The organism is Lentzea sp. (genome assembly GCF_035525475.1).
Taxonomy (GTDB): domain Bacteria; phylum Actinomycetota; class Actinomycetes; order Mycobacteriales; family Pseudonocardiaceae; genus Lentzea.
Map to the genome: position 1 here is coordinate 1 of NZ_DATLEC010000118.1, position 26,056 is coordinate 26,056.

At 70.2% G+C, this 26,056-nt stretch carries 30 protein-coding genes and 1 pseudogene; 25 read left to right on the forward strand and 6 right to left on the reverse strand.

Features of this window, described 5'->3' with window-relative positions; translation table 11 throughout:
• A pseudogene (locus tag VM306_RS20400) lies at positions 1-482 on the reverse strand (isocitrate lyase/phosphoenolpyruvate mutase family protein); the annotation flags it as partial.
• Positions 483-539: 57 nt separating this feature from the next.
• Between VM306_RS20400 and VM306_RS20405 the strand changes: the two are divergent.
• A complete protein-coding gene (locus VM306_RS20405) occupies positions 540-1,199 on the forward strand; it encodes a winged helix-turn-helix domain-containing protein (protein WP_325517353.1) in 660 nt (219 codons plus the stop codon).
• A 48-nt stretch (positions 1,200-1,247) separates the two neighbouring features.
• Here VM306_RS20405 and VM306_RS20410 read toward each other — a convergent pair whose 3' ends face one another.
• Together VM306_RS20410 and VM306_RS20415 are read right to left on the reverse strand one after the other, a co-directional pair.
• Positions 1,248-1,487 (reverse strand): glutaredoxin family protein, encoded by a 240-nt coding sequence (locus VM306_RS20410; RefSeq protein ID WP_325517355.1) that lies wholly within the window; start codon positions 1,485-1,487, stop codon positions 1,248-1,250.
• 2 nt (positions 1,488-1,489) lie between these two features.
• On the reverse strand, positions 1,490-2,962 hold the full coding sequence (locus VM306_RS20415) for an AMP-binding protein (RefSeq protein ID WP_325517358.1): 1,473 nt from the start codon (positions 2,960-2,962) through the stop codon (positions 1,490-1,492).
• A gap of 215 nt (positions 2,963-3,177) precedes the next feature.
• Between VM306_RS20415 and VM306_RS20420 the strand changes: the two genes are divergently transcribed.
• The 18 genes from VM306_RS20420 to VM306_RS20505 all read left to right on the forward strand — a co-directional run bounded on the left by VM306_RS20420 (position 3,178) and on the right by VM306_RS20505 (position 18,740).
• Entirely contained in the window at positions 3,178-3,750 is a 573-nt protein-coding gene (locus VM306_RS20420) for a sigma-70 family RNA polymerase sigma factor (protein WP_325517360.1), read from the forward strand.
• A 54-nt stretch (positions 3,751-3,804) separates the two neighbouring features.
• On the forward strand, positions 3,805-4,881 hold the full coding sequence (locus VM306_RS20425; protein WP_325517362.1) for a DUF5667 domain-containing protein: 1,077 nt from the start codon (positions 3,805-3,807) through the stop codon (positions 4,879-4,881).
• A gap of 203 nt (positions 4,882-5,084) precedes the next feature.
• On the forward strand, positions 5,085-5,981 hold the full coding sequence (locus VM306_RS20430; RefSeq protein ID WP_325517364.1) for an HAD-IB family hydrolase: 897 nt from the start codon (positions 5,085-5,087) through the stop codon (positions 5,979-5,981).
• A 143-nt stretch (positions 5,982-6,124) separates the two neighbouring features.
• Positions 6,125-7,597, forward strand: a complete 1,473-nt coding sequence (locus VM306_RS20435) for a molybdopterin-dependent oxidoreductase (protein WP_325517366.1) — start codon at positions 6,125-6,127, stop codon at positions 7,595-7,597.
• 335 nt (positions 7,598-7,932) lie between these two features.
• Positions 7,933-8,646: a redox-sensing transcriptional repressor Rex gene (locus VM306_RS20440; protein WP_325517460.1), complete on the forward strand. Its 714-nt coding sequence runs from the start codon at positions 7,933-7,935 to the stop codon at positions 8,644-8,646.
• A gap of 37 nt (positions 8,647-8,683) precedes the next feature.
• A complete protein-coding gene (locus VM306_RS20445) occupies positions 8,684-10,000 on the forward strand; it encodes a glutamyl-tRNA reductase (RefSeq protein ID WP_325517369.1) in 1,317 nt (438 codons plus the stop codon).
• The gene (gene hemC, locus VM306_RS20450; RefSeq protein ID WP_325517371.1) at positions 9,997-10,932 is read left to right on the forward strand and encodes a hydroxymethylbilane synthase; all 936 of its coding nucleotides are present in this window, start codon (positions 9,997-9,999) and stop codon (positions 10,930-10,932) included. The genes VM306_RS20445 and hemC overlap by 4 nt, the downstream gene beginning before the upstream one ends.
• Positions 10,933-10,950: 18 nt before the next feature.
• Complete coding sequence (locus VM306_RS20455; RefSeq protein WP_325517373.1) at positions 10,951-12,483, forward strand: bifunctional uroporphyrinogen-III C-methyltransferase/uroporphyrinogen-III synthase; 1,533 nt, start codon at positions 10,951-10,953, stop codon at positions 12,481-12,483.
• A gap of 76 nt (positions 12,484-12,559) precedes the next feature.
• A complete protein-coding gene (hemB, locus tag VM306_RS20460) occupies positions 12,560-13,534 on the forward strand; it encodes a porphobilinogen synthase (protein ID WP_325517375.1) in 975 nt (324 codons plus the stop codon).
• Positions 13,519-14,022, forward strand: coding sequence for a hypothetical protein (locus VM306_RS20465; RefSeq protein ID WP_325517377.1), 504 nt, complete (start codon positions 13,519-13,521; stop codon positions 14,020-14,022). The genes hemB and VM306_RS20465 overlap by 16 nt, the downstream gene beginning before the upstream one ends.
• Positions 14,023-14,031: 9 nt before the next feature.
• On the forward strand, positions 14,032-14,472 hold the full coding sequence (locus tag VM306_RS20470; RefSeq protein ID WP_325517379.1) for a hypothetical protein: 441 nt from the start codon (positions 14,032-14,034) through the stop codon (positions 14,470-14,472).
• Positions 14,469-14,867, forward strand: coding sequence for a hypothetical protein (locus VM306_RS20475; RefSeq protein WP_325517381.1), 399 nt, complete (start codon positions 14,469-14,471; stop codon positions 14,865-14,867). The genes VM306_RS20470 and VM306_RS20475 overlap by 4 nt, the downstream gene beginning before the upstream one ends.
• The gene (locus VM306_RS20480; RefSeq protein ID WP_325517383.1) at positions 14,864-15,478 is read left to right on the forward strand and encodes a hypothetical protein; all 615 of its coding nucleotides are present in this window, start codon (positions 14,864-14,866) and stop codon (positions 15,476-15,478) included. The genes VM306_RS20475 and VM306_RS20480 overlap by 4 nt, the downstream gene beginning before the upstream one ends.
• Positions 15,478-15,897, forward strand: a complete 420-nt coding sequence (locus tag VM306_RS20485) for a hypothetical protein (protein WP_325517386.1) — start codon at positions 15,478-15,480, stop codon at positions 15,895-15,897. Before VM306_RS20480 ends, VM306_RS20485 begins: the two co-directional genes overlap by 1 nt.
• Positions 15,898-15,902: 5 nt before the next feature.
• On the forward strand, positions 15,903-16,253 hold the full coding sequence (locus tag VM306_RS20490) for a hypothetical protein (protein ID WP_325517389.1): 351 nt from the start codon (positions 15,903-15,905) through the stop codon (positions 16,251-16,253).
• An 11-nt stretch (positions 16,254-16,264) separates the two neighbouring features.
• Positions 16,265-17,560 carry a glutamate-1-semialdehyde 2,1-aminomutase gene (gene hemL / locus VM306_RS20495; protein WP_325517391.1) on the forward strand — a complete coding sequence of 432 codons (1,296 nt, stop codon included), beginning with the start codon at positions 16,265-16,267 and terminating at the stop codon, positions 17,558-17,560.
• Positions 17,557-18,186 (forward strand): histidine phosphatase family protein, encoded by a 630-nt coding sequence (locus VM306_RS20500; RefSeq protein ID WP_325517396.1) that lies wholly within the window; start codon positions 17,557-17,559, stop codon positions 18,184-18,186. Before hemL ends, VM306_RS20500 begins: the two co-directional genes overlap by 4 nt.
• Positions 18,183-18,740 (forward strand): TlpA disulfide reductase family protein, encoded by a 558-nt coding sequence (locus VM306_RS20505; protein WP_325517398.1) that lies wholly within the window; start codon positions 18,183-18,185, stop codon positions 18,738-18,740. The genes VM306_RS20500 and VM306_RS20505 overlap by 4 nt, the downstream gene beginning before the upstream one ends.
• A 29-nt stretch (positions 18,741-18,769) precedes the next feature.
• Here VM306_RS20505 and VM306_RS20510 read toward each other — a convergent pair whose 3' ends face one another.
• Entirely contained in the window at positions 18,770-19,780 is a 1,011-nt protein-coding gene (locus tag VM306_RS20510) for a M64 family metallopeptidase (protein WP_325517402.1), read from the reverse strand.
• A 132-nt stretch (positions 19,781-19,912) separates the two neighbouring features.
• Here VM306_RS20510 and VM306_RS20515 point away from each other — a divergent pair, with 132 nt between their 5' ends.
• The 4 genes from VM306_RS20515 (at position 19,913) to VM306_RS20530 (ending at position 24,606) form a co-directional block, all read left to right on the forward strand.
• On the forward strand, positions 19,913-20,689 hold the full coding sequence (locus tag VM306_RS20515) for a cytochrome c biogenesis CcdA family protein (RefSeq protein WP_325517406.1): 777 nt from the start codon (positions 19,913-19,915) through the stop codon (positions 20,687-20,689).
• A 41-nt stretch (positions 20,690-20,730) separates the two neighbouring features.
• Complete coding sequence (resB, locus tag VM306_RS20520) at positions 20,731-22,206, forward strand: cytochrome c biogenesis protein ResB (protein WP_325517462.1); 1,476 nt, start codon at positions 20,731-20,733, stop codon at positions 22,204-22,206.
• On the forward strand, positions 22,206-23,120 hold the full coding sequence (ccsB, locus tag VM306_RS20525) for a c-type cytochrome biogenesis protein CcsB (protein WP_325517409.1): 915 nt from the start codon (positions 22,206-22,208) through the stop codon (positions 23,118-23,120). Before resB ends, ccsB begins: the two co-directional genes overlap by 1 nt.
• 103 nt (positions 23,121-23,223) lie before the next feature.
• Positions 23,224-24,606 (forward strand): MinD/ParA family ATP-binding protein, encoded by a 1,383-nt coding sequence (locus VM306_RS20530; RefSeq protein WP_414672421.1) that lies wholly within the window; start codon positions 23,224-23,226, stop codon positions 24,604-24,606.
• 53 nt (positions 24,607-24,659) lie between these two features.
• On the opposite strand, the gene VM306_RS20535 is transcribed toward VM306_RS20530, so the two are convergent.
• Together VM306_RS20535 and VM306_RS20540 are read right to left on the reverse strand one after the other, a co-directional pair.
• The gene (locus VM306_RS20535; protein WP_325517412.1) at positions 24,660-24,827 is read right to left on the reverse strand and encodes a hypothetical protein; all 168 of its coding nucleotides are present in this window, start codon (positions 24,825-24,827) and stop codon (positions 24,660-24,662) included.
• A 57-nt stretch (positions 24,828-24,884) separates the two neighbouring features.
• The gene (locus VM306_RS20540; RefSeq protein WP_030473853.1) at positions 24,885-25,091 is read right to left on the reverse strand and encodes a BldC family transcriptional regulator; all 207 of its coding nucleotides are present in this window, start codon (positions 25,089-25,091) and stop codon (positions 24,885-24,887) included.
• Between the two features lie 213 nt (positions 25,092-25,304).
• Here VM306_RS20540 and VM306_RS20545 point away from each other — a divergent pair, with 213 nt between their 5' ends.
• Both VM306_RS20545 and VM306_RS20550 read left to right on the forward strand, forming a co-directional pair.
• Positions 25,305-25,769: an Lrp/AsnC family transcriptional regulator gene (locus VM306_RS20545; protein WP_325517415.1), complete on the forward strand. Its 465-nt coding sequence runs from the start codon at positions 25,305-25,307 to the stop codon at positions 25,767-25,769.
• A 4-nt stretch (positions 25,770-25,773) separates the two neighbouring features.
• A complete protein-coding gene (locus VM306_RS20550; protein ID WP_325517417.1) occupies positions 25,774-26,043 on the forward strand; it encodes a DUF4229 domain-containing protein in 270 nt (89 codons plus the stop codon).
• The last annotated feature ends 13 nt before the right edge of the window (positions 26,044-26,056 follow it).

The window sequence follows — 26,056 nt, forward strand, 5'->3', positions numbered from 1 at the left end:
CAGGCGTGCGGGCCGTGGCCGAACGGGTGACCTTCGAGGCCGACCTCGATCGTGCCGTGCTCAGCGGCCCTGCGCGTGACCGGAACGGGCGGGGCGGGGTTCCCGGTGCGGAGGCGCTCCGCGAACGCGCGGGTGGCCGCCTGGGCCTGCACGAGCAGCCCGATCCGTGCCGCGGTCTCCTCGTCGTGCGCACCCGCGAGCCGTTCGACCGCCGCGTCGGCCTCTTCCGTGGCGGGTTCGTGCGGCTGGTAGCTGGGGGCGATGACCGCGATGTCGGGGAGCGAGCCGGGCAGACCGAGCGCGGTGGCCAGCTCGTCGAGCGTGGTGACCTCGACGTTCTCGATGAGCTTGGTGGTGAGCGCGCGCCTCCGCGCGTGCTCGGCGCCGTTGCTGAAACGCACGACGTGCGCGCGCAGCCACGCCACGCCCTTGTCACCGGCGGGCACGGACGGCACGGGAAGACTCAGCAGCTGCTCGGTCATGGCACCGACGCTATGGCCAGGACGCTTCGGTGCGGGCCGAACCGTCCCGGCCGCAGAATGGCGGACGTGGAGGCACTGGCCCAGGTGGCGGCACTGCTGGCGGACAGGACGCGAGCGTCGTTCTGCGGCGCCCTGCTCGACGGCAGGGCGTGGACGGCGCACGAGCTGGCCACCCACGCCGGAGTGGCCCCTTCGACCGCCAGCGAGCACCTGACGAGGCTGGTCGAGGGCGGCCTGCTGGTCGAGCACAGGCAGGGACGGCACCGTTATGTCGCGCTGGCCGGCCCGCACGTCGCCGAGCTGCTGGAGACGATGACGGCCTTCGCCGGCCCGGACCGCAAGCCGCGCACGTTGAGGGCGGCGTCCGCGTCGGAAGCGATGGCACGCGGCCGGACCTGCTACGACCACCTGGCGGGCAAGCTGGGGATCGCGCTGAAGTCGGGCCTGCTGGAGCTGGGCGTGGTGACGACCGACCTGGCCGTCACCGACATCGGGATGGCGTGGCTGGGGGAGCTGGGGTTCGCGCCGTCGAAGCGCCAGACCAGCCGGGCGTGCCTGGACTGGACCGAACGCGTGCCGCACCTGGCCGGGGCCGCCGGGGCGCACCTGTGCGGGGTGTTCTTCGAGCGCGGGTGGGTGAAGCGGATCGGGTCGACGCGGGCGGTGGTGCTGACGCCGTCCGGCGAACGCGGCTGGCGCGAGCTCGGCCTGGCGTGACGCTTGCGCCGAAGCCGCCCACCCGTGCAGCGGCCACCCTGGCCAGGCCTACTGCGCGAGGGCCGCCCGCAGGCGGTCCTCCTCCACCTTCCAGTAGCCGTGCTCCACGCCGTCGACCAGGAACACCGGCACCTGGTCGCCGTACTCGGCGCGCAGCTCCGGGTCGGCGTCCACGTCCTCGACCGACCAGGTGGCGCCCATCTCGCCGCAGATCCGCTCGACCTCGGCCTTCGCCTCCTCGCAGGCGTGGCAGTCGACGCGGCTCATCACCGTCACGTGGTGTGCCATGGTCAGGCCCCCAACGGCTTGCGCAGGATCGCGCGGGCCAGCTTGCCGGTCGGCGAGTGCGGGAGGGCAGGGGCGAACTCCACCGACGTCGGCACCTTGAACTTCGCCAGCCTCGCCGCGCAGTGCGCCACCACGTCCTCCGCCGACACGTCGGCGTCGTCGCTCAGGACGACCACGACCTTCACCGACTCGCCGGTCTTCTCGTCCGGCACGCCTACGGCCGCGGCCTCCAGGACGTCCGGCATCTCGCCGACCACCTGCTCCACCTCGTGCGGGTAGACGTTGAAGCCGTTCACGATGATCAGGTCGCCCGCGCGGTCCACCAGGTGCAGGTCGCCGTCGGCGTCGATGAAGCCGACGTCGCCCGTGCGGAACCAGCCGGACGAGTCCGGGCCGTGCGCGCCGTCGGGCCAGTAGCCGCTGAACAGGTTGTCGCCCTTGGCCGAGACCAGGCCGGTGCCCGGTTCGTCCTCGTCCTCGTCGAGCACGGAGCCGTCGGTGTCGACCAGGCGGATCTCGACGCCGGGCAGCGCCCTGCCCACCGAACCGGGCTTCGGCACGCCGCCTACCAGCGTCGACGTCAGCACGGGGCCCGTCTCGGTCAGGCCGTAGCCCTCGAAGACCGGGATGCCGACCACGCCGCGCATCTCCGCGATGACGCCCGCGGGCAGCGGGGCGGCGCCCGAGGTGAACAGGCGGATCGTGGCCAGCTTCTCGCGCAGCACCTCGACGGGGTGCGCCAGCAGCGCCCGGTACATGGGCGGCACGCCGACCATCGTCGTGACGCGGTGCTCCTCGATGACGTCCAGCACGGTGGCCGGCTCGAAGCGCTCCAGCAGCACCGCCGTCGCGCCCGCTCCCGCCACCTGCAGCAGGCCGGGGCCGAGGCCGTAGACGTGGAACAACGGCAGCGCGAGCAGCACCCTGTCGCCCGCCGTCACCGGCGCGGGGCGCAGCGAGGCGCACTGGGCGACGTTCGCGAGTAACGCCCGGTGGGAGAGCATCGCTCCGCGCGGCAAGCCGGACGTGCCCGAGGTGTAGCCGAGCACCGCCAGGTCCTCGCCGCCGCCGACGGTCTCGAACGGCTCCGCGGTGGCGGTGACGTCCGGGACGTCCAGGACGTGCGCGTCGGAGCCCTCGCCGTCGCCGACCAGGAACCGGGCGCCGGAGTCGGCCAGGATCCGCTGGAGCTCGCGCGGCGGGTTGCCGGGGCCCGTGGGCACCACGACGCCGCCCGCGCGCAGGATTCCGAACACCGCGACCACGAACTCGGGCCTCGTGGGCAGCCGTACCGCCACCCGGTCGCCCGGTTGGAGTCCTGAATCAGCCAAATGGCGGGCGAAAGCGTCGACCGCACCGTCGATGGTTTCCCACGTGATGCTTTTTCCGCTCGCCACGTCGACCAGGGCGACGTGGCTGGGTCCCCGCCGTGCCGAAGCACGGACCAGGTCTGAGACATTGCGAGCGGAAGTCATCGTGGCCCCCTCATGAACAACTGAACGCTTCGAGCAGTCTTCCACGCGTGACGAGCGTCATGAAGGCGCGGTTCACGCGTCTCCACCTCGCACACCACGTCCGCTACCTACTACGGAGTAACAACACGTATGCTGCCGCCACGGCGACTCTGTGGAGGTGCCGCGAGCCGATGACCGCGCGGGCACGACCGAACACGATCAGGACCACCCGGACCATGACGGGGGGTCAGCACGACGACGCCGACGAGCCGTGGCAGCTCGTCAAGGCCGCCCAGCAGGGTGACACCGACGCGTTCGGAGTGCTGTACGACAAGTACGTCGACATGGTGTTCCGCTATGTCCTCTTCCGGGTGGGCGGCGACCGCGCGTTCGCCGAGGACGTGACGAGCGAGACGTTCCTGCGCGCGCTGCGCAGCATCGGTTCGGTCAGCTACCAGGGCCGCGACGTGGGCGCGTGGTTCGTCACGATCGCCCGCAACATCGTGTTCGACCACGTGAAGTCGAGCCGCTACCGGCTCGAGGTCACGACAGCGGAGCTGCAGGACAACCGCGAGGAGACGAGCGGCCCCGAGCAGGAGGTCATGACCGAGGCGACCAACGCGGAGCTGCTCCGCTGCGTTTCCCAGTTGGGCGACGACCAGCGCGAGTGCATCGTGCTGAGGTTCATCGAAGGCAAGTCGGTGTCCGAGGTCGCGCAGCTCATGGACCGCAACGAGGGTGCCGTGAAGGCGTTGCAACACCGGGCCGTGAGGCGGCTCGCACAGATCCTCCCGTCCTGGTTGCGGTGATCGCGATCGCAGGGGCGTAACCCAAAGCAGATCAACTTCGTTACTCGGGCTGAGATGGACGGCAAGGGAAGAACTCCGCGGTGGCGGCAGACAGAGCACGAGCGCTTCGCTCGTGCCGTTGAAGGCGGCCCTCAGCCGGTGGGCGGCGACGACTTCGCTGAGGACCTCGCGATCGTCGACCTCCTCCGGCGGATGGACGCCGGTCCGGACGCCGAGACGCGCGAACGCATGAAGCGGCGCATCCTCACCGCGCCCCCGCCCGAGAAGCCACTGGCTCTCGCGTCGGTAAGACGGGTGGGAGCGCGCGCACGATTAGCAGTCGCGGCGGCCGCGGTCCTGTGCCTGCTGATGTCGCTCGGAGGCATGAGCGTGCTGCTCAGCCGTGACGCGCTCCCGGGAGACCCGCTCTACGGCGTCAAACGCACCACCGAAGGCGCCTCGCTGGGCCTGACCTTCGACGACGAGTCCCGCGCGCTCAAGCACCTGGAGTTCGCCGCCTCCCGCGTCACCGAGATGGAGACCTTGGCCGACCGGGCCTCGGACTCGTCCGCCCAGCTCACGGCCCTGACCGACCTGGACACCGACGCCGTGGAGGGCGCACGCCAGCTCACCACGTACGCGACCGCGTCCGACAGGACGGCCCTTCCGGCACTCCGCGACTGGGCCCTCGGCCAGTACGAGAAGCTGGGCACCCTGCGCCCCCGCCTGCCGGAGGACGCGGGCCGGCACGCCGACACCACGATGTGGCTGCTCGCGAGCATCGCCCAGCGAGCCCACGACCTGACGGCCCGCATCGGCTGCGCGTCCGTGACCAGCGGCTCCTCCGACTCGCTAGGCCCGCTGCCCGCCAGGGACGAGTGCTCGACGGCGGTCCAGGACCCGACCGAGTCCGCGAGCCGCCGGCCCTCCCCGGTGCAGCCGACGCCCTCCGGTCAACCGGCCCAGACCGGGTCGGCCGCACCGTCGGCCCTGCCCACGCAGTCGGTCCTCCCGGGCACCCAGGCCCCGCCCACGTCGCAGCCCGGCAGCACCACCCCGCCCGCCTCGGGCAAGCCGGAGATCAGGATCCCGCTGCCGTTGCCGCTGCCCAGCATCTCGTTGCCGCTGCTGCCCGGCATCAGCTTCGGCTGAGCACCGCCCCGCGCATGATCGCGAGCTCCGGCGGCGCCCGGAGAACGTCCGAGGAAGTAGTTCGAACGGCCTAAACCACTCCGTGACGAAGCAGGCACACCGAGTAACCACGATCACGTCCCCATGATCGCGCCACGACACCGTCCACCCAGTTCTGAGCCACTTCCCACGAGGTTGGCGGGCCTGATCGCTAGGCTTGGGACATGGCAGGCAAGCGTGACGTGGAGAGCGACCGGCTGGCCGAGCTGGCCGGCGAGGCATCGGCCGAGGCGGCGATCCAGGCCGCCGCGATGGCGCCGGAGCTCGAAACCTCACTGGCGGTGCCCACCGACCTGACCGCGGCAGCCTTCTTCGACGTGGACAACACGATGATGATGGGCGCCTCGATCTTCCACTTCGCCCGGGGCCTGGCAGCACGCAAGTACTTCTCCTCCTCGGACCTGGCGGGCTTCGTCTGGCAACAGCTGAAGTTCCGGGTAGGCGGCCGAGAGGACCCGGCCTCGGTGAAGGCGTCGAGAGAACAGGCCCTCTCCTTCGTGGCAGGCCGCAGCGTCGCAGAACTGGTCTCGCTGGGCGAAGAGATCTTCGACGAACTGATGGCCGACAGAATCTGGAAGGGCACCCAAGCCCTGGCCCAAATGCACCTGGACGCAGGCCAGCGGGTCTGGCTGGTCACCGCCACCCCGGTGGAACTGGCACAGATCATCGCCCGCCGCCTGGGCCTGACAGGCGCCCTGGGCACAGTCTCGGAATCGGAAGACGGCGTCTACACGGGCCGTCTGGTGGGCGACCTCCTCCACGGCAAGGCCAAAGCACAAGCAGTCCGCTCCCTGGCGGCAAAAGAGGGCCTGAACCTACGCCGCTGCACCGCCTACTCGGACTCGTCGAACGACGTCCCGATGCTCTCGGTGGTAGGCACAGCGGTAGCGGTGAACCCGGACTCACAACTGCGAGAAATCTCCCGCCGCAAGGGCTGGGAGATCCGCGACTTCAGAACAGGCAGAAAAGCAGCCAGGATCGGCGTCCCCTCGATCCTGGGCGCAGGAGCAGTGGCAGGCGCGGTAGCGGCGACAATGGCGTACCGACGCCGAGTGAGGTAGCAGCGAAGCCGCAAGCGAGCCAGCAACTCGCGTGCGGTGCCGGCCGGTCCTCGACCGGTTGGCGGGATCCCGCGCCTGAAAACCGATTACCGCCCCCTTACGTCTGAAGCGAACCACCCGCCGAAGGGTGTCGAATAGACACCATGAAGCCCGCCAAGGCCGCCCTCACCGGCCTGCTAGCCCTAGCCGCCGCCCTGGCGGCAGGCCACCTGGTAGCAGCCTTCGTAGGCCTGACAGCCTCCCCGTTCCTGGCGGTGGGCAACGCGGCGATAGACCTGACCCCGTCCTGGCTGAAGGACTTCGCAGTAACGACCTTCGGCACAAACGACAAACCGGTCCTCCTCGCGGGCATGGCCCTGGTGCTGGCGGCGATCGCCGCAACAGCGGGCTTGACCAGCAAAAACACCCCAACCCCAGGCACAGCGGTGATCGCAGCGGTAGGCCTCGTCGGCATAGCGGCGGTGATCACCAGACCAGACGTCGGCCAACTCTCGGTCCTGGCCCCGGCAGCAGCCCTGGCAGCAGGCCTCTACACCTTCCGCTACCTCCACAAGGAGGCCCAGGAGGACAACAACTCAAGACGAGACTTCCTGGTGACAGCAGGTCTGGCGATCACAGCAGGAGTAGCGGGCCAGCTGCTGGGCAGCAGAACAGACGTAGAGGGCTCACGAGCGGCGATCGGCGACCTGACGCCAAAAACCAAGGCGCCGGCACTCCCACCGACAGCGGATTTCGCGAGAGACGGCACCCCCAGCTTCATCACCAGCGGCAAGGACTTCTACCGCATCGACACGGCCCTGAGCGTCCCGAGGATCCGGGCGGAGGACTGGACCCTGCGCGTCCACGGCATGGTCGAACGCCCCACCGTCCTCACCTTCGAGGAGATCCGCGGCAGGGACCTCGTCGAGGAGACGGTCACCCTGACCTGCGTCTCCAACGAGGTGGGCGGCCCGTACATCTCCACGGCGAACTTCGTCGGCGTCAAGATCGGCGACGTCCTGCGGGAGGCCGGCGTCAAACCGGGCGCGGACCAGCTCTTCAGCACGAGCGACGACGGCTTCACGGCGGGCAGCCCGCTCGACTACGTCCTGGAGAACGGCCTGATCGCCATCGGCATGAACGGCGAGCCCCTCCCCGCCGAGCACGGCTTCCCGGCCAGGCTCGTCGTCCCCGGCCTGTACGGGTACGTCTCGGCGACCAAGTGGGTGACGGACCTCAACGTCACCACGTTCGAGAAGGAGCAGGGCTACTGGATCCCGCGGGGCTGGGCCACGAGGGCGCCGATCAAGACGATGTCGCGCGTCGACCGCCCGAAGGGCCTGAGCAAGGTCCAGGGCAGGACGGTGGTCGCGGGCACGGCCTGGGCGCAGCCGAAGGGCGTGGCCAAGGTCGAGGTCAGGGCGGACGGCGGCCCCTGGCAGGAGACCGAGCTGGCCGCGGACGTCAGCAACAGCACGTGGCGGATGTGGCGCATCGAGCTGGATCTCAAGCCGGGCAACCACACGGTCGAATGCCGTGCCACGGACAAAAGCGGTTACACCCAGGACCAAGCGCGTCTCGACCCGGTTCCCGACGGTGCGACGGGATGGCATTCGGTTTCTTTCACCGTCCAGTGACGCCGCCGTGGACAACGGGTGAAAGCAATCGAAACCATTCGGGACCGGACCTCGCACGCGAAAGAACCGCGGGCGCGGTAGCAGGGCGGGGACGCGGTGACTTCGCCGCGTCCATGATCGCCCCCGAGGCTCACCCCGTAGTGATCAACAAGCGCTCCGCCGCTGGTCACGCCCTGTGACCAGCGCTGTGGCGTCTCGACACCGACTTTGTGCATGCGTTCACAAGCGGTACGGTGTGTTCATCACCAACGCCGCGGGTCCCTGCGGTGAAGCACATCCGGAGGTCGGAGAGCGTGGCACCACGGCGGGGCGAAGGTGAGACGACCACGACCCCTCTGGAGCCTGCCGACAGGGAGCGCGCCCGTGCGATCCCGGAGGCCGCGGTGGCCAGGCTCGCCGTGTACCTCCGCGTGCTGTCCGGCATGGCCGACCAGGGCGTGACGGCCGTCTCGAGCGAGGAGCTCAGCCAGGCCGCGGGCGTCAACGCGGCGAAGCTCCGCAAGGACCTGAGCTACATCGGCTCGTACGGCACGAGGGGCGTCGGGTACGACGTCGAGGTCCTCGTGAGCCACATCGAGCGCATCCTCGGGCTCACCCGCAACCACTCCGTCGCCGTCGTCGGCATCGGTAACCTTGGTCACGCTCTCGCGAACTACGGCGGCTTTCCCGGCCGCGGCTTCCCGGTGACCGCCCTCTTCGACGTGGACGCCGATCTCGTCGGAATCCCTGTTGGGGGCATTCCCGTCAACCACATCGACGACATCACCGCCGTCTGCCTCGAGCGCGAGGTGTCGATCGGCGTCATCGCGACGCCGCCGCCCGCCGCTCAGTCGGTTTGCGACCGTTTGGTATCTGCGGGCGTGCAGTGCATTCTGAACTTCGCACCGGTTGTTCTCCAGGTTCCAGACAACGTCGAGGTGCGCAAGGTTGACTTGGCGGTCGAGATGCAGATCCTGTCGTTCCACGTCGCTCGACGTGCGGACGAGGCTGCCAGCGTCTCCGACGGCAACAACGGACTCGGTGTGGACGGGATGGTGATTCGCCCGTGAGCGTGAGCCAGACGGCTCCGGTAGACGTGGTGACTGCATGAGCGTGCTCGTAGTCGGGCTTTCGCACCGCACCGCCCCCGTCCCGGTCCTGGAACGCGTCACCGTGGCAGAGCCGGACCTGCCCAAGGTGCTCGGCCAGCTCCTCGCCGCCCCCAGCGTCTCCGAGGCGATGGTCCTGTCGACCTGCAACAGGGTCGAGGTCTACGCCGTCGTCGAGTCGTTCCACGGCGGCATGTCCGAGGTCGTCGAGGTCCTGGCGCAGCACGCCCAGGTCGACGCGCAGTCGCTGTACGAGCACTTCTACGTGCACTACGCAGCCGCCGCCGTCGAGCACCTGTTCTCCGTCGCGGCCGGCCTCGACTCGATGGTCGTCGGCGAGTCCCAGATCCTCGGCCAGCTGCGCGGCGCGTACGCGGCGGCGGACGAGGCGGGCACCGTCGGCAGGACCGTCCACGAACTGACCCAGAACGCGCTGCGCGTCGGCAAGCGCGTGCACACCGAGACCGGGATCGACCACGCGGGCGCGTCGGTCGTGTCCGAGGCGCTCGGTGACGCCGAGTCCGAGCTCGGCACCCTCGTCGGCAAGCGCGCGCTGCTGGTCGGCGCGGGCGCCATGGGCGGCCTGGCCGCCGCGCACCTGCGCCGGGCGGGTGTCGGCGAGGTCGTCATCGCCAACCGGACGCAGGCCAACGGTGTGCGTCTCGCCACGTCGCTGAAGGCGGAGGGCGTCCCCGCGACGGCCGTCGACCTCAGCGCGCTGCCCGTCGAGATCGACCTCGCGGACATCGTCTTCGCGTGCACCGGCTCGGTCGACACCGTCGTCCGCGCGGACATGATCAGCAAGCGGTCGCGCCCGCTCGTCGTGTGCGACCTCGGCCTGCCCAAGGACGTCGACCCGGCCGCGGCCGAGCTGCCGAACGTTCGTGTGGTGGACCTGGAAACGCTGCAGCGGCGCCTCTCGGACGCCCCCGCCGGCCAGGACGCGCGCCTGGCGGCCCGGCTGGTGGCCGACGAGGTCAGGGCCTTCCTCGCGGGTCAGCGGTCCGCCGAGGTCACGCCGACCGTCACGGCCCTGCGCAAGCGGGCGGCCGAGGTGGTCGACGCCGAACTGCTCCGTCTTGATTCGCGACTTCCCGAACTGGACGCCGCGACACGCGGTGAATTGGCCAAGACGGTACGCCGCGTTGTAGACAAGCTCCTGCACACGCCGACCGTCAGGGTGAAGGAGCTCGCGTCCTCACCCGGTGGTACCGGCTACGCGGAGGCTCTCCGCGAACTGTTCGGGCTCGACCCCCAGACGCCTGGGGTTGTCAGTCAGACCAAGCAAGCTCCTGTGGATGGTGAAACGCGGTGACCCGCACCCTACGGATGGGTACCCGAGGCAGCGCTCTGGCGCTCGCCCAGACGGGGACCGTCGCCGAGGCGCTCAGGGCCGCCGGCGCCCAGGTCGAGATCGTCGTCGTCAAGACGCCGGGCGACCTGTCCGACGCGCCGATCGCCCAGATCGGCATCGGTGTCTTCACGTCGGCCCTGCGCGACGCGCTGGCGAACGGCGAGATCGACATCGCCGTCCACTCCTACAAGGACCTCCCGACCGCACCGGACCCGCGTCTGGTGCTCGCGGCGGTGCCCCAGCGCGAGGACCCGCGCGACGCCCTCGTGGCGCGCGACGGCCTCACGCTCGGTGAGCTGCCGCCGGGATCGACCGTGGGCACCGGGTCCCCGCGCCGCGCCGCCCAGCTGGAGGCCCTCGGCCTCGGGCTGAACGTCGTGCCGTTGCGCGGCAACGTGGACACCCGGATCGGCAAGGTCCGCAGCGGTGAGCTCGACGCCGTGGTGCTGGCCCGTGCCGGCATCGCGCGCCTCGGCCGCGTCGCCGAGATCACCGAGACGCTGGAGCCCATCCAGATGCTTCCCGCGCCCGCACAGGGCGCGTTGGCAGTCGAGTGCCGGGTCGACGACGTCGACGCCGAGCACCTGATCCAGTCCACTCTGGACGATTCGGCCAGCCGGGCCGCTGTGACCGCCGAGCGCGCCATGCTGGCCGCGCTCGAGGCGGGCTGCAGCGCGCCGGTCGGCGCGCTGGCCGATGTGGTGGAAGACCTCGACGACGAGGGCAAGGTCGTGTACCGACTTTCCCTGCGCGGGGTCGCAGCGACGCCGGAGAACGATCTCCTCCGCGCGTCCGCCACCGGTGACTTGACCGAAGCTGAGGGACTCGGCCGGGCGCTGGCCGCCGAGTTGCTCGACCTCGGGGCCGCGGTTCTCAGCGGTCCAGAGGCGTAATCGATGGGGAGTGCCCTGATGACCCGCGCACGCAAGACCCCCGGACGCATCGCCTTCGTGGGCTCCGGCCCAGGCGACACCGGGCTGCTCACGGTCCGGGCCCACGACTTGCTCACCAGGGCTGAACTCGTGGTGACCGACCCGGACGTCCCCGCGGACGTCCTCGCGACCGTGGCCGAGGGAGTCGAGGTCCGCCCCGCTGTAGGCGAGTCCGCCGACGTGGCCAAGGACATGGTGAACGAGGCGCGCAACGGTGCGACCGTCGTCCGTCTCGTCGCCGGCGACCCGCTGACGCTCGACTCGGTCGTGAAGGAAGCGCTGGCCGTCGCGAAGTCGACGATCCCGTTCGACGTCGTTCCCGGCGTGCCCGCGGGAACCGCGGTCCCCGCCTACGCGGGTGTCGCGCTCGGTGGCATCCACACCGAGGTCGACGTCCGCGCGGTGAGCGACTGGGCAGGCCTCGCCGCCTCGCCCGGCACGCTCGTCCTGCACGCGACCGGATCGCACCTGGCCGAGGCCGCGTCGAACCTGGTGGAGAACGGCCTCGCGCCGCAGACGCCGGTCGCCGTGACCGCCGAGGGCACGGGCTTCCAGCAGCGCACCATCGACACCACGCTGGCCGCCGTCGCGGCCGACGCCGGTGACATGGGCGGCCCGCTGGTCGTCACGGTCGGTGCCGCCGCTGCCGCTCGCTCGAAGCTCTCCTGGTGGGAGTCGCGAGCGCTGTACGGCTGGCGCGTGCTGGTCCCGCGGACCAAGGAGCAGGCCGGTGCGATGTCCGACCGCCTGCACTCGCACGGCGCGATCGCCGTCGAGGTGCCGACGATCTCGGTCGAGCCGCCCCGCAGCCCCGCGCAGATGGAGCGCTCGGTCAAGGGCCTGGTCGACGGCCGCTACCAGTGGGTCGTCTTCACCTCGACCAACGCCGTCCGCGCCGTGTGGGAGAAGTTCCGCGAGTTCGGCCTGGACGCGCGTGCGTTCTCCGGCGTGAAGATCGCCTGCGTCGGCGAGGCCACGGCCGCGAAGGTGCGCTCGTTCGGCATCATCCCCGAGCTCGTGCCGTCCGGTGAGCAGTCGTCCGAGGGCCTGCTGAACGACTTCCCGCCCTACGACGACATCCTCGACCCGGTCGACCGCGTGCTGCTGCCGCGGGCCGACATCGCCACCGAGACGCTGGCCGCAGGCCTGCGCGACCGTGGCTGGGAGATCGACGACGTGACGGCGTACCGCACCGTGCGTGCGGCCCCGCCGCCCGCCGACACCCGCGAGATGATCAAGTCCGGCGGTTTCGACGCGGTGTGCTTCACCTCGTCGTCGACCGTGCGGAACCTGGTCGGCATCGCGGGCAAGCCGCACGCCCGCACGCTCGTCGCGTGCATCGGTCCGCAGACCGCCGAGACGGCGCGGGAGTTCGGCCTCCGGGTCGACGTGCAGCCAGAGGAGGCGAACGTGCCGGCGCTGGTAGACGCGCTGGCCGCCCACGCAGCCCGGTTGCGCGCCGAGGGAGCGCTGCCTCCCCCGCGCAAGACCAAGCGCCTGCGCAGGAGCTAGAACACACCGAAGCCGTCGGGGCCACTCAAGATCCTTTGAGTGGCCCCTTCGACTCTCTCCGTCAGGGAGTCCGAAGATGTACCCACTCCACCGGCCGAGGCGTCTGCGCACGACGCCCGCCATGCGCCGCCTGGTCTCCGAGACCGAGGTGCGTCCCCGGCAGCTCGTGCTGCCGATGTTCGTCAAGGAAGGCCTGGGCTCGCCCGCCGAGATCGCCAGCATGCCGGGCGTCCTGCAGCACACCCGTGACTCGCTGCGGAAGGCCGCGGTCGAGGCCGTGCAGGCGGGCGTGGGCGGCATCATGCTGTTCGGCGTCCCTGCCGAGCGCGACGCCGTCGGCTCCGCCGGCACCGATCCGGACGGCGTCCTCAACGTCGCACTGGGCGACCTGCGCGCGGAACTGGGCGACAGCACCGTCCTGATGTCGGACTGCTGCCTCGACGAGTTCACCGACCACGGCCACTGCGGCGTCCTCGCCGCCGACGGCACCGTGGACAACGACGCGACCCTGCGGGCCTACGGCGAGCTGGCCGTGGCCCAGGCGCGCGCCGGCGCCCACGTCGTCGGCCCCAGCGGCATGATGGACGGCCAGGTCGCGTTCATCCGCAACGCACTGGACGCCGCGGGCTTCGCCGACACCGGCATCCTCGCGTACGCGGTCAAGTACGCCTCGGCGTTCTACGGCCCGTTCCGCGACGCCGTCGAGTCGCAGCTCGCGGGCGACCGCAAGACCTACCAGCAGGACCCCGCCAACGCCCGCGAGGCGATGCGCGAGGTGCAACTGGACCTCGCCGAGGGCGCGGACATGGTCATGGTCAAGCCGGCCCTGCTGTACCTGGACGTGCTGCGCGCGGTCGCCGAGGTCTCGGACGTCCCCGTCGCGGCGTACCAGATCTCCGGCGAGTACGCGATGATCGAAGCCGCTGCTGCCAACGGCTGGATCGACCGCGAGCGCTCGATCCTGGAGTCGCTCACGTCCATCCGCCGCGCCGGCGCGGACATCGTGCTGACCTACTGGGCAGTGGAAGCCGCCCGGTGGCTGGACCGGTAGCTCCTCCTCGCCTGGTCGATGCGGCGCGCTGGTTGTGGATCGCCGGCGCGTGCATCGGCATGGTGCGGTTCGTGGCGCAGCTCTTCGACCGCGAGGCGCTCGTGTCGGAGGCGCGCAGGCAGAACCCAGGGCTGGGCCAGGACCAGGTCGACGCGGGCGTGAACGGCGGAATCCTGTTCGGACTGCTGATCGCCGTCGTGATCCTCGTCGCGTACACCCGCCTGGCGAACGCGATGGCGCGCGGCCGCAACTGGGCCCGCGTGGCGCTCACGGTGCTGGGCGCCGCCTCCGTCGCGTTCGGACTGTTCCGGCTGGTCGCGTGGGGCAGCGGGGCCGCGGCGTCGGTCGGCGTGGAGATGACGCCGGTCGACCTGGGCGTCACGGTCGTGACGACGGCGCTGGACGCTTCGGCGGTCGTGCTGATGCACCGGGCGTCCGCGCACTTCAGGACGCGCGTCACGGTGGACAGCGCCACCCCGCGGACCTAGGTTTCGAGCGTGACGTCTCCGAAGGAATCGGGCACTCCCGGCACCATCACCGCGGGCTACTGGCTCGTGATCGTCGGTTCCGCGCTCAGCGTGGTGGCCGCGGTGTACGTGCTCTCGATCAGGCAGCTCCTGATCGACGCCAACGTGAAGGTGAACACGGATCCGGCCAGGACGGTGGAAACGATCACCAGGGACGTCGACATCACGTGGATCTCGGCGCTCGCCGGTTCGCTGCTGCTCGGCGGCCTCGCCGTGTGGTTCTCGACCAGGGCCAGGGCGGGCTCCAGGAAGAGCCGCACTCCGCTCATGATCGCCGTGCTGATCGGGCTGTTCTTCCAGCTGACCGTGAGCCCGTTGGGCGTCGTCGGAGCACTGGTGGCGATGGTCGGTCTCGCCCTGTTCTACCTCCGGGCGTCGACCGACTACCTGACCGAACGCGAGACGCTGTGAACGACGCACCCAGGCCGGTGCGCATCGCGGTCGGCCTCTGGCTCGCGACGGCCGTCTTCATCCTCTTCACCACGGCGGGGCTGTGGTTCCAGCGCGGTGAGATCGAGCAGCTCAGCGGCAGGTCCTCCGATGACGTGACGAACTTCCTCATCGCGCTCACCGTCGTCGGTGTGGTCTTCGCGGCGCTCTACGGCTGGCTCACGCGCATGTTCCTCCAGCGCAGGAACTGGGCGCGGGCGGCGTTGTCGATCGTGGCGATCGGACACATGCTGTGGTTGCTCGTCGTGGGGGTCAGCGCGGCGAGCCTGGTCACGCTTCTGCTCATCTGCGTCGCGATCGTCTTCACGTGGCAGCGCGCTGCGGCACAGTGGGTGGCGGAGGTGCGTGAGCAGTGACCCAACCGCAGGACCCCTGGTCGAACCCGGACGCCACCCAGTGGCAGAACCCGGCGGGTGCCTACCCCGTGAGCCCGGAGCCCCAGCACGGCCAGTACCAGGTGAGCCACGTCGGGCAGGCGAGCTTCTCGATGGCGCCGCTGCCGCCCGTGCTGCCGCAGGAGATGGCGCCGCCGCGGCCGCCGACGATCACCGCCGCGATGTGGATCTGGATCGCGGCGGCCGTGCTGTCCGTCGCGGTGCTGCCGGTGATGCTGCTGACCAACGCCGACTACTTCCTCACCCAGGACAGCATCGTCACCGAGCAGGACCGGCAGGCAGGCGAGTTCGGCGTGCGGGCCATGGCGCTGGTGTCCGGCTTCGCGATGCTCGTGGCCGCCGCGCCCTACATCGCGTTCGCGGTCGTGCTGCGCAACGGGCAGGCCTGGGCGCGGATCCTGCTCACGATCCTCGCCGTGCTCGGGTTCCTGTCGATGATCGCGATCATGTTCATCGCGCTGGCGGCACGGGTGTGGCAGCCGGCCGTGACGATCAGCGTCGTCGTGCTCGGGCTGACGGTCGCGGCCGTGGTGCTGCAGTTCCTGCCTCCGTCGAACAGGTACGTCCGCTAGTGCTGTACCGGGAGTCGGGCAGCAGCTGGTGGCCGCTGCTGTGGGGACCGGCGTTCGCCGTGGCCGGGTACCTCGTCGAGCTCGCCACGGGGCCCGCCTCGGTGGCGCTCTGGACGATCGCAGGGCTCGCGCTGACGCTCGGCGCGGTGTTGTGGGTGTACGGCAGGGTGAAGACCGGCAGCGTCGCGCTCACGGCCGAGGAGGCCCAGTTCGGGCGGGAGAAGGTGCCCGTGGCGATGATCGGCGGCTTCCGCGACGTCGGCGCGCCGGCCGGGGCTCGGGTGCTCGGCGGTGGCTGGTCGGTGCCCAAGGGCACGACCGCGGTGCCGCTGCGGCTCCTCGACGGCTCGGTGGTGCTGGGCTGGGCGCGTGATCCGGAAGCCTTGGTCGCGGCGTTGCGGCGGGTCGTGAGAGGGTGAGCGACGTGACAGAGGCTGTGACCGAGCCGGAGACCGTCGTGGACGAGCCTGACGAGGTCCCGCCCGCCGGCGGGGGCCTGCACCAGCCGAAGCGGTGGCTCGTCGTCGCGGGCGAGGTCGTCGCGATCGTCCTGCTCGTGATCGCCGCGGTGTGGTGCTGGAACCGCGGTGTCGTGCCGCTCGAGTACCCGGTCGAGGGCCGCGAGCCGCTGACGTCCACACGCCTGCACGGCAACTGGCTGGGCACGGCGGCGGGCGCGCTCACGCTGGCCGTGGTCCTCGCCCTCGACGCGGTGCGGCAGGTCCTGCTGGCCCTGCGCACCCGGCCGCAGAAAGCCGCCGGCTCCGACATGTGAGACTGGGGTACGTGACTGCGAGTCGATCCCAGGCCCTGTTCGAGCGCGCGTCGACGCTGACCCCCGGCGGGGTCAACTCTCCGGTGCGGGCGTTCCACTCCGTCGGCGGCACCCCGCGCTTCATGGTGCGCGGCGAAGGCCCGCACCTGTGGGACGCGGACGGCAACCGGTACGTCGACCTGGTGTCCTCGTGGGGTCCGATGATCCTCGGGCACGCCCACCCTGCCGTCGTGGAGGCCGTCCGGAAGGCGGCCGTGAACGGTCTGTCGTTCGGCACGCCCACCGAGGGGGAGATCGACCTCGCGGCCGAGATCATCGACCGGGTCGAGCCGGTCCGCCAGGTCCGCCTGGTCAACTCGGGCACCGAGGCCACGATGAGCGCGATCCGCCTCGCGCGCGGCTTCACCGAGCGCCGCAAGATCATCAAGTTCGCCGGCTGCTACCACGGTCACGTCGACGCGCTGCTGGCCCAGGCGGGCTCCGGCGTCGCGACGCTCGGCCTGCCGACGTCGCCCGGCGTCACGGGCGCGCAGGCCGCGGACACGATCGTCCTGCCGTACAACGACATCGAGGCCGTGCGCGCGGCGTTCGCGGAGAACCCCGGCGAGATCGCCTGCGTCATCACCGAGGCCGCGGCGGGCAACATGGGCGCGGTCGCGCCGCTGCCCGACTTCAACCAGGGCCTGCGCGACGTCTGCGACGCCGAGGGCGCGTTGCTGATCATGGACGAGGTCATGACGGGCTTCCGCGTCTCCCGCGGCGGCTGGTACGGCCTGGAGCGCGTCAAGGGCGACCTCTACACGTTCGGCAAGGTCATGTCCGGTGGCCTGCCCGCGGCGGCGTTCGGCGGTCGCGCGGACGTGATGGCCCGCCTCGCGCCGTCCGGTCCCGTCTACCAGGCGGGCACGCTGTCCGGTAACCCCGTGGCCGTGGCCGCCGGGCTCGCGACGTTGCGCGCGGCCGACGACGACGTCTACACCGCGCTGAACCGCAACGCCACGCGGCTCGGCGCGCTGTTCACCTCGGCGCTCACCGAGGCCGGTGTCGAGCACCGCGTGCAGTTCGCCGGGAACCTGGTGAGCGTGTTCTTCGGTTCTTCGGAGGTGAAGGACTACGCGGGTGCGCAGGCGTGCGAGACGTGGCGCTTCCCGCCGTTCTTCCACGCTCTGCTCGACCGGGGTGTCTACGCCCCGCCGTCGGCGTTCGAAGCGTGGTTCGTGAACGCCGCAATGGGTGAAGAGGAGTTCGCCGTGATCGCCGACGCGCTGCCGCACGCGGCTCGTGCCGCCAAGGAGGCCCGCCAGTGACCCGCACCGTCGTCCACCTGCTCCGCCACGGTGAGGTGCACAACCCGACCGGCATCCTGTACGGCCGCATCCCCGGCTTCAAGCTGTCCGAGCGCGGCCAGAAGCAGGCGCTGACCGTCGCCGAGCACCTGGCCGACCACGACATCGTGCACGTCGTCGCGTCGCCGCTGGAGCGGGCGCAGCAGACCGCCGCGCCGATCGCCGACTCGCACCGCCTCGAACTGGCGACCGACGAGCGGCTGATCGAGGCCGACAACCAGTTCGAGGGCCTCAAGGTCGCGGTCGGCGACGGAGCCCTGCGCTCCCCGCAGCACTGGTCGAAGCTGACCAACCCGTTCAAGCCCTCCTGGGGCGAGCCCTACATCGAGATCGCGCACCGGATGCTGGGCGCCGTGCAGAAGGCGCGCGCCGAGGCCGAGGGGCACGAGGCCGTCTGCGTGTCGCACCAGCTGCCGATCTGGACGGTGCGGCGGTTCCTCGAGGGCAAGCGGATGTGGCACGACCCGCGCCGCCGCGAGTGCTCGCTGGCCTCGCTCACCTCGTTGATCTTCGAGGGCGAGCAGCTGGTCCGGATCTCCTACTCGGAACCCGTCGGCGTGACGAACCCCAGGGTGACCGGCGCATGAAGCGGTTGCTCGTGCTGGTGCTCCTGCTCGCCGGGTGCACCACCGGCAAGGACGCGGCCCAGATCGGGGCGGGCGACTTCTCCCTCGTCGCGCCCGGCGGTCAGGTCGAGATCCGCTACGCCCCCGGCGAGCGCAAGGAGCTGAAGGGACTCGAAGGCGAGTCCCTGATGGAGGACGGCAAGACCGTCAAGCTCTCCGACTTCGCGGGCAAGCCGGTCGTCATCAACATCTGGGGTGCGTGGTGCGGTCCGTGCCGCACCGAGGCGCCGGAGATGCAGAAGGTCTTCGACGCCGGGACGCAGGTGCTGGGACTGGACGTCAAGGAGACCTCGAAGGACCACCCGCGGGACTTCATGGAGGTCAGGTCGCTGACGTACCCGTCCATCTACGACCCGTCGGCGCGCAGCTTCATCAACGTCTTCAAGGGCCTTCCGGCCAACTCCGTGCCGTCCACGTTCATCGTGGACAAGAACCACGAGGTGGCGGCGGTGTTCCTGAAGGCGGTGCTGGCATCGGACCTGCGGCCCGTGCTGGACGAGCTGGCGAAGGAGTGAGACCGGCCCGGCCGCGAGGCTGGCCGTCGTCAGCGGGGGAGCGGCCTGACGATGATCGGCGCGCCGGGGGCGGGCTCGAAGTTCAGCGACGGGACCTTGGCCTTGAAGGCGGCGACCATCGCGTCGCGGCCGATCGAGTTGAACTCCTTGCCCAGCGTCCGCATGATCGAGTTGGCGGTCGGCCGGTACAGGCCGAACTTGTAGTACCGGGCGCCCTCGACCGGGGCGACCACACCGCCGTCCGGTGACGGCCGGCCCAGGTAGGAGCCCCACTTCGCGCCGGTCGGGTCCTTGGTGACGTTGAGCTCGCGCGGCTCGGTGCCGGTGTAGGTCTCGTAGGGGTAGTCGTACTCGTCGGCCAGGCCGCCGATGGAGTGGCCGAGCTCGTGGATCGCGATCTGGCCCGCCTGGGCGTTGGAGCCCGCCGCGGTGGCCACCGACCCGCCCGCGCCGCCGTACTTCGTGGTGTTGCCGAGGGCGATCACCTGGTCGGCCTGGGGCGCGGAGGCCGCGTACTCCTTGGCCTTGGTCTCGTTGACGCACAGCAGGCGCTCGGTGGTGGCGTCCCGGCCCTGGCACCAGAAACCCATGTCCAGCGCCGTGTCCTTGAGCAGGCCCCTGGCCGGGTCGTGGTCCACACCGGACTCGTTCGAGATGACGTCGACCTGCCAGACGTTGAAGTACTGCTTGTAGGACGCGAACGGCTCGACGGCCGAAAGCTCCTCCCACTTGCTCTTCACGTTGGCGGAGTAGGTCGCGAGGTCGTCCCTCGTGTAGCCGTCGCCGACGAACACGAGGTCGAAGGCGTCGGCCGGGTCGCGGTCGCCGAAGACCCTGGACACCTCGGCCGCCGAGGCGGCCAGGAAGCCGGTCGACTCCCCGGCCGGAGCCTTCGGGGTGAGGGTCTGGGTGATCGAGCCGTCCTCGTGGAAGACCTCGCGCCATTCCATCGCCGGGGCGGCGCCACCGGCGGGCACCTGCGTGAAGAAGGCCAAAGCGGTGAGGGTCAGCGCCGGGAGGATCACCCGCGAACGATGCATGTGTTGACGCTAGGCAAGGCCGATGTCACCCACAAGCGGCAATTCGTTGGCACTTGTGGCTCAAGTCTTGTGGCGGGTGCAAAGGGGATGCCGGTGGTCGCGTGATCTGGGCAACTACCTACTCTGAGGTGTGTGAACCCCACCGATCTGGCGATCTCCGGGCCGCTGCTGCTGGCCACCGGGGTCGCCCTGCTCGCCGGGTTCATCTCGTTCGCCTCGCCGTGCGTCGTCCCGCTCGTGCCCGGGTACCTCGCCTACCTCGCCGGACTGGTCGGGGCGGAGGCCCCGCGGGTGGACGCCGACGAGCCCGCGAAGGCAGGCCGGTTGCGCGTGGCCGGGGCGTCGCTGCTGTTCGTGGCCGGGTTCACCGTCGTGTTCGTGCTGGCGTCGATGACGATCCTCGGCGCCACGGACGCGTTGCTGCTCAACGCCGACCTGTTCCAGCGCATCGGTGGTGTCGTCACGATCCTGATGGGCCTGGTGTTCATCGGGCTCGTCCCGGCGCTGCAGAAGGACGTCCGCTTCCACGCCAGGCCCAAGGCAGGGCTGGTCGGGGCGCCGCTGCTCGGGGCCGTGTTCGCGCTCGGGTGGACGCCGTGCCTCGGGCCGACGCTCGCCGGCGTGCTGGCCGTGGCGCGCAGCACCGAGGTCGGGTCGTCGACGGTGCGCGGCGCCGTGCTGGTGCTCGCCTACTGCCTGGGGCTCGGGTTGCCGTTCGTGGTGCTCGCGCTCGGGGCGCGGTGGGCGCTGGGCGTCACCAAGTGGCTGCGCACGCACGCCCGGCAGGTGCAAATCTTCGGTGGCATGCTGCTGATCCTGGTCGGGATCGCGTTGGTCACCGGGCTGTGGGGCGAGTTCGTCGGGTGGCTGCGCTACTCGTTCGTCGACGTCGTGGAGTTGCCGCTCTAGTGATCGCCTTCCTGCGCAACACGTGGCGTGGCCTCACGTCGATGAGGACCGCGCTGACCCTGCTGTTCCTGCTCGCGCTCGCGGCGATGCCCGGCGCGTTGCTGCCGCAGCTGTCGTTGAACGCGGCGAAGGTCGACGAGTACATCGCAGAGCACGGCTGGTGGGGCGACGTCCTGCTCAAGCTCGGGTTCTTCGAGGTCTACGCCACGCCGTGGTTCGCCGCGATCTACCTGCTGCTGTTCACGTCCCTCGTCGGGTGCCTGCTGCCCCGCACGTGGGAGTACTTCAGGCAGATGCGCGCGAAGCCGGTGCTGACGCCGCGCAACCTCTCGCGCATGCCGCACCACGCGCAGGCCGAGCTGGACGTGACGCCGGACGAGGCCGTCGAGCGCGCGGGGAAGGTGCTGCGCGGCTGGCGGACGGACACCGGCGAGGGCACGGTCAGCGCCGAGCGCGGGTTCCTGCGCGAGACCGGCAACCTCGTCTTCCACTTCGCGCTGCTGGGCCTGCTGGTCTCGTTCGCGCTGGGCAAGATGTTCAGCTACGAGGGCCAGGTCATCGTGCAGGCCGACGGCGGCCAGTTCTGCAACGGCGGCATCTTCAACTACGACTCGTTCCGCCCCGGCCTGCGCGTCGACGGCACGGACCTCACGCCGTTCTGCGTCGAGATCGGCAAGTTCTCCGCCGAGTACCTCGAGAACGGCCAGCCCGTCGGCTACCAGGCCGACATCCGCTACCAGTCGGGCGAGGACCTCGCCTCGAACACCTGGAAGCCCTACGACCTGCGGGTCAACCACCCGCTGCGGACCGGCGGCGACCGCCTCTACCTGCTCGGCCACGGGTACACGCCGACGTTCACGGTGACGTTCCCCAACGGCGAGAAGCGCACGCAGGGCATCCAGTGGCTGCCGAGCGACCAGACCACCCTCGCCTCCGAGGGCGCGACCAAGTTCGACCCGCCGGGCATCACGGACTCCGAGACGCGCCGCAAGAACCAGATCGCGGTGACCGGGCTGCTGGCGCCGACGCCGTTGCTGCACGGCACCATCCTGAACTCGAAGTTCCCGGCCCTGAACGACCCGATGGTCGCCGTCGACGTGTACCGCGGCGATCTCGGGGTAGACGACGGGCGTGGTCAGTCGATCTTCTCGATCGACCGGAAGATGGTCGACCAGGGCAGGTTGCAGAAGGTCGCGCGCAAGAACCTCGCGCTGGGCGAGGAGATCGCGCTCGACGACGGCACCAAGGTGCGCTTCGACTCCGTGAGCGACTGGGTGTCGTTGCAGGTCTCGCACGACCCGACACAGGGTTACGTGCTGGTGTTCGCCATCCTGATCATCCTCGGCCTCGGGGTCTCGCTGACCGTGAAGCGCCGCAGGGTGTGGGTGCGTGCGACCCGCCTCGACGACGGGCGTACTTTGGTCGAGGTCGGCGGTCTTGCCCGCACTGACCAGGCAGGATACGGCGAGGAGTTCACGCGGCTCGCCCGCGCGGTGCTGAACGAGGAGAAGTCCTGATGCCGGTCAACGAGACCCTCGCGACCTACAGCGACTGGCTGTACCGAAGCGCGCTGGGCGTCTACCTCTTCGCGATCCTGCTCTACGCGGTGGAGCAGGCCTTCACGCGCGCGCCGGGCAAGAAGGCGCTGGTCGGAGCCGGTGCGCCGAACGTGCTGGTCGACGAGCCGAAGCCCGAGCCGTCCCGGTCCGAGCGCCTCGGCCGCATGGGCGCCGCGCTGACCGTCCTCGGCGCGGTGCTGCACCTCGGGTCGCTCGTGATGCGCGGTCTGTCCGCCGGGCGCGCGCCCTGGGGCAACATGTACGAGTACATGTCGCTGCTGTGCCTCGCGGCCGTGGTGACGTGGATCGTGCTGATGGCGAAGTTCCCGATCCGCCGCCTGGGCGTGTTCGTGCTGCCGCCGATCCTCGTGCTCCTGTTCCTCGGCGGCACCGTCCTCTACGCCGAGTCCGCGCCCGTCCAGCCGGCGCTGCGGTCGTACTGGCTCGTGATCCACGTGTCGGTCATCTCGATCTCGTCCGGCATCCTGCTGATCCCCGGCGTGACGTCGATCCTCTACCTGCTCAAGGACAGCAAGGCCGATCGCTTCCCCAAGCTGCCGTCCGCCGACGTGCTCGACCGCATGTCCTACCGGACGACGGTGCTGGCGTTCCCGCTGTTCACGGCAGGCATCATCTGCGGCGCGATCTGGGCGGAAGCGGCGTGGGGCCGGTTCTGGGGCTGGGACCCGAAGGAGACGGTCGCGTTCGTCTCGTGGGTGGTCTACGCGGCGTACCTGCACGCGCGGGCGACGGCCGGATGGCGTGGCCGCGGTGCCGCGTGGATCAACGTCGTGGGCTTCGCGATCAACGTCTTCAACCTGTTCTTCATCAACTTGGTCACCACCGGGTTGCATTCGTACGCCGGTCTCTGACTTGTTGCGCCCCCACGTCGATGGAACCGCTGGTGGTTGCGTACCGTCGCAACGTGGGGGTCGGGGAAGTCCTGGTCCGTCGTGCTCAGGGAGGGCCACAGCGGTGAACTGGCAGCAACCACCGGGTGAGGAACAGGGTTCCGGCCCGCAGTACGTCGACCCCCAGGCGGCGGCCTACCCGGACCCGCAGCAGTCCGGCCCGCAGCACGTCAGCGGCGGTCAGTCCGGTTCGTACCCCGTGGGCAACCAGTCGGGCCCGTACCAGGTGCCGAGCGGTGCTTCCGGTCCGTACCAGGTGCCCGGCAACGCTTCCGGTCCGTACCAGGTGCCCGGCAACGCCTCCGGTCCCTACCAGGTGCCGGGGAACGCGTCGGGCCCGTACCCGGTCCCAGGGGCGCAGTCCGGCTCGTACCCCGTGGACGGCTCGGGCGCCTACCAGGTGGGCGGCGGCCAATCAGGTGCTCATTCCGTGAGCGGCGGTCAGTCGGGTCCCCACAACACCGCGCAGTACGGCCAGTTCGCCGGTGCGCAGTTCCCGAACAACTTCCCGCAGCAGCAGTACCGCTCGCAGGCGGAGCAGGTCTCGTCGCAGCAGCTGATCAAGAAGGAGAAGCGGCCGCCGACGTCCGGCTGGCGCAAGTCGCTGCACTCTCTCTCCGGTGGCGTCATCAACCTGGGCGAGAGCCCTGCCGACGTGCGCCGCCGTGAGCTGATCGCGCGGATCAACCAGCCGCTGCGCGGGTGCTACAAGATCGCGATGCTGTCGCTCAAGGGCGGCGTCGGCAAGACCACGACGACCACCACGCTGGGCTCGACCTTCTCGTCGCTGCGCGGTGACAGGGTCATCGCCGTCGACGCGAACCCCGACCGCGGCACGCTGGCGTTGAAGATCCCGAGGGAGACCACGGCGACCGTGCGGCACCTGCTGCGCGACGCCCCGCGGATCAAGAAGTACAGCGACGTGCGCGCGTACACCTCGCAGTCGCCTGCGCGCCTCGAGGTGCTGGCGTCCGAGCAGGACCCGTCCGTGTCGGAGGCGTTCAGCGAGGAGGACTACCGGCGCACGGTGGAGCTGCTGGAGCACTTCTACAACATCGTGCTCACCGACTGCGGCACCGGACTCATGCACTCCGCGATGAAGGGCGTGCTGGACGAGGCCGACTCGCTGGTGCTCGTGTCGTCCGGTTCGGTCGACGGAGCGCAGACGTCAGCGGCCACGCTCGACTGGCTGGAGGCGCACGGCTACCGCGACCTGGTCGCGAAGTCCGTGTGCGTGATCAACTCGGTGCGCCCGAAGTCGGGCAAGGTCGACATCGACAAGCTCGCCGACCACTTCCAGCAGCGATGCCGCGCCGTGGTCCGCCTGCCGTTCGACGCGCACCTCGAAGAAGGCGCCGAGATCGCGCTGGACCAGCTCGCGCCGGAGACGCGCCTGGCACTGCTCGAACTCGCCGCTGTCGTCGCGGACGACTTCCCGCACTCCTAGCGGGTCTGAAGTTCTGACGGGAAGGGGTCCTGCGATCAGGGCCCCTTTTCCGTTCACTCGTCGCGCTTGCGCTTCTCGTCGAGCTTGCGCAGGAACTCCGGGTCGTCGTCGGGTGCGATCACCTTGCGGCCTGGGGTGTACTCCGAGTGCTGCGGGGCGAACGCTCGCCACACGAGCACAGCCACGGTGAGCGCACCGATCACCGCCAGCAGGTAGATCATCGTGTCGCCACCTCCCTTTGCCACGAGATTACCCGCGGCACAGGGATTACTACGGTTTCAGTGCCGTACGGGTTCAGTGGCCTCGGTGGTGAGCTCCGAGAGCAGCGCCTTCACCTCGGTCTCACGGAACCTGCGGTGTCCTCCAGGCGTGCGAATCGAGCCGATCCGACCGGCGGTGGCCCAGCGGGTCACGGTCTTCGGGTCGACCCGGAACAGATTGGCGACTTCTCCCGGCGTCAACAGGCGCTCGGTGGCTGCAGTCACGCGTCCTCCTCAGATCAGACGTTCCGGTCTGATCGTGGCATCTGACCCATCGGGTACTCGAACGCTTGTTTTTTGGTAAAGAGGTAGTAAGGGACGACAAGTACGAACCGGACAGCGTTCGATGGCCGCCGCTCCGCGGACGGCGGCGAGTTCGCGGGTGCCCTGGTGTGACCGGTGCTACGTGCGTGTCACGTGGGGCATAGGCTTACGCGGGTGGATGCTCTTGATCGACAGATCATCGCCGCGCTGCGCGCCAACGGGCGTGCCACCTACGCCGACCTGGGGCGGCAGGTGGGGTTGTCCGCTTCCGCCGTGCACGAGCGGGTCGGCAAGCTCGAGTCCAGCGGTGTGATCGTCGGCTACCACGCCGTTGTCGACCCCAGCGCTGTCGGCCTGGGGGTCACCGCGCTCATCGGCATCCATCCCACCGACATCGCGGACGACAACGAGGTCGCGGTGGCTTTGGGGGAGTTGCACGAGGTCGAGTCCTGTTATCGCGTGGCGGGCGACGAGTCGTTCATCGTGAAGGTCCGGGTGGCCACCGTGGACGACCTCGAACGATCTCTGGGACGGCTGCGGCGCATTCCCGGCGTCGCCCGGACCCGCACCACCGTGGTGCTCTCCACGCGCTTCGAGGGACGCCCGAACACCGCGGACGAGGACGGCGACGTAACCTGAACGGGTGCTCGCTCGTGATGTGACGCTCTACGTCCTCGCCCGCCTCGGTCTCGTCGCGGTGGTGGCCGGTGCGCTCATCCTGTTCAAGGTTCCTTTGCTCCCCGCGCTCGCGGTCGGCGTCGTCGTGGCGTTGCCGGCCTCGTTGTTCGTCTTCAAGGGCCTGCGGGAGCGCGTCGCGGTCGGCTTGAACGAGCGGCAGGAGAAGCGCAGGGCCGAGCGCGACAAGCTGCGCTCCGAGCTCCGTGGTGACGAAGGTCCCGTCACCCAGGCTTGATCGCTTGGCGCGG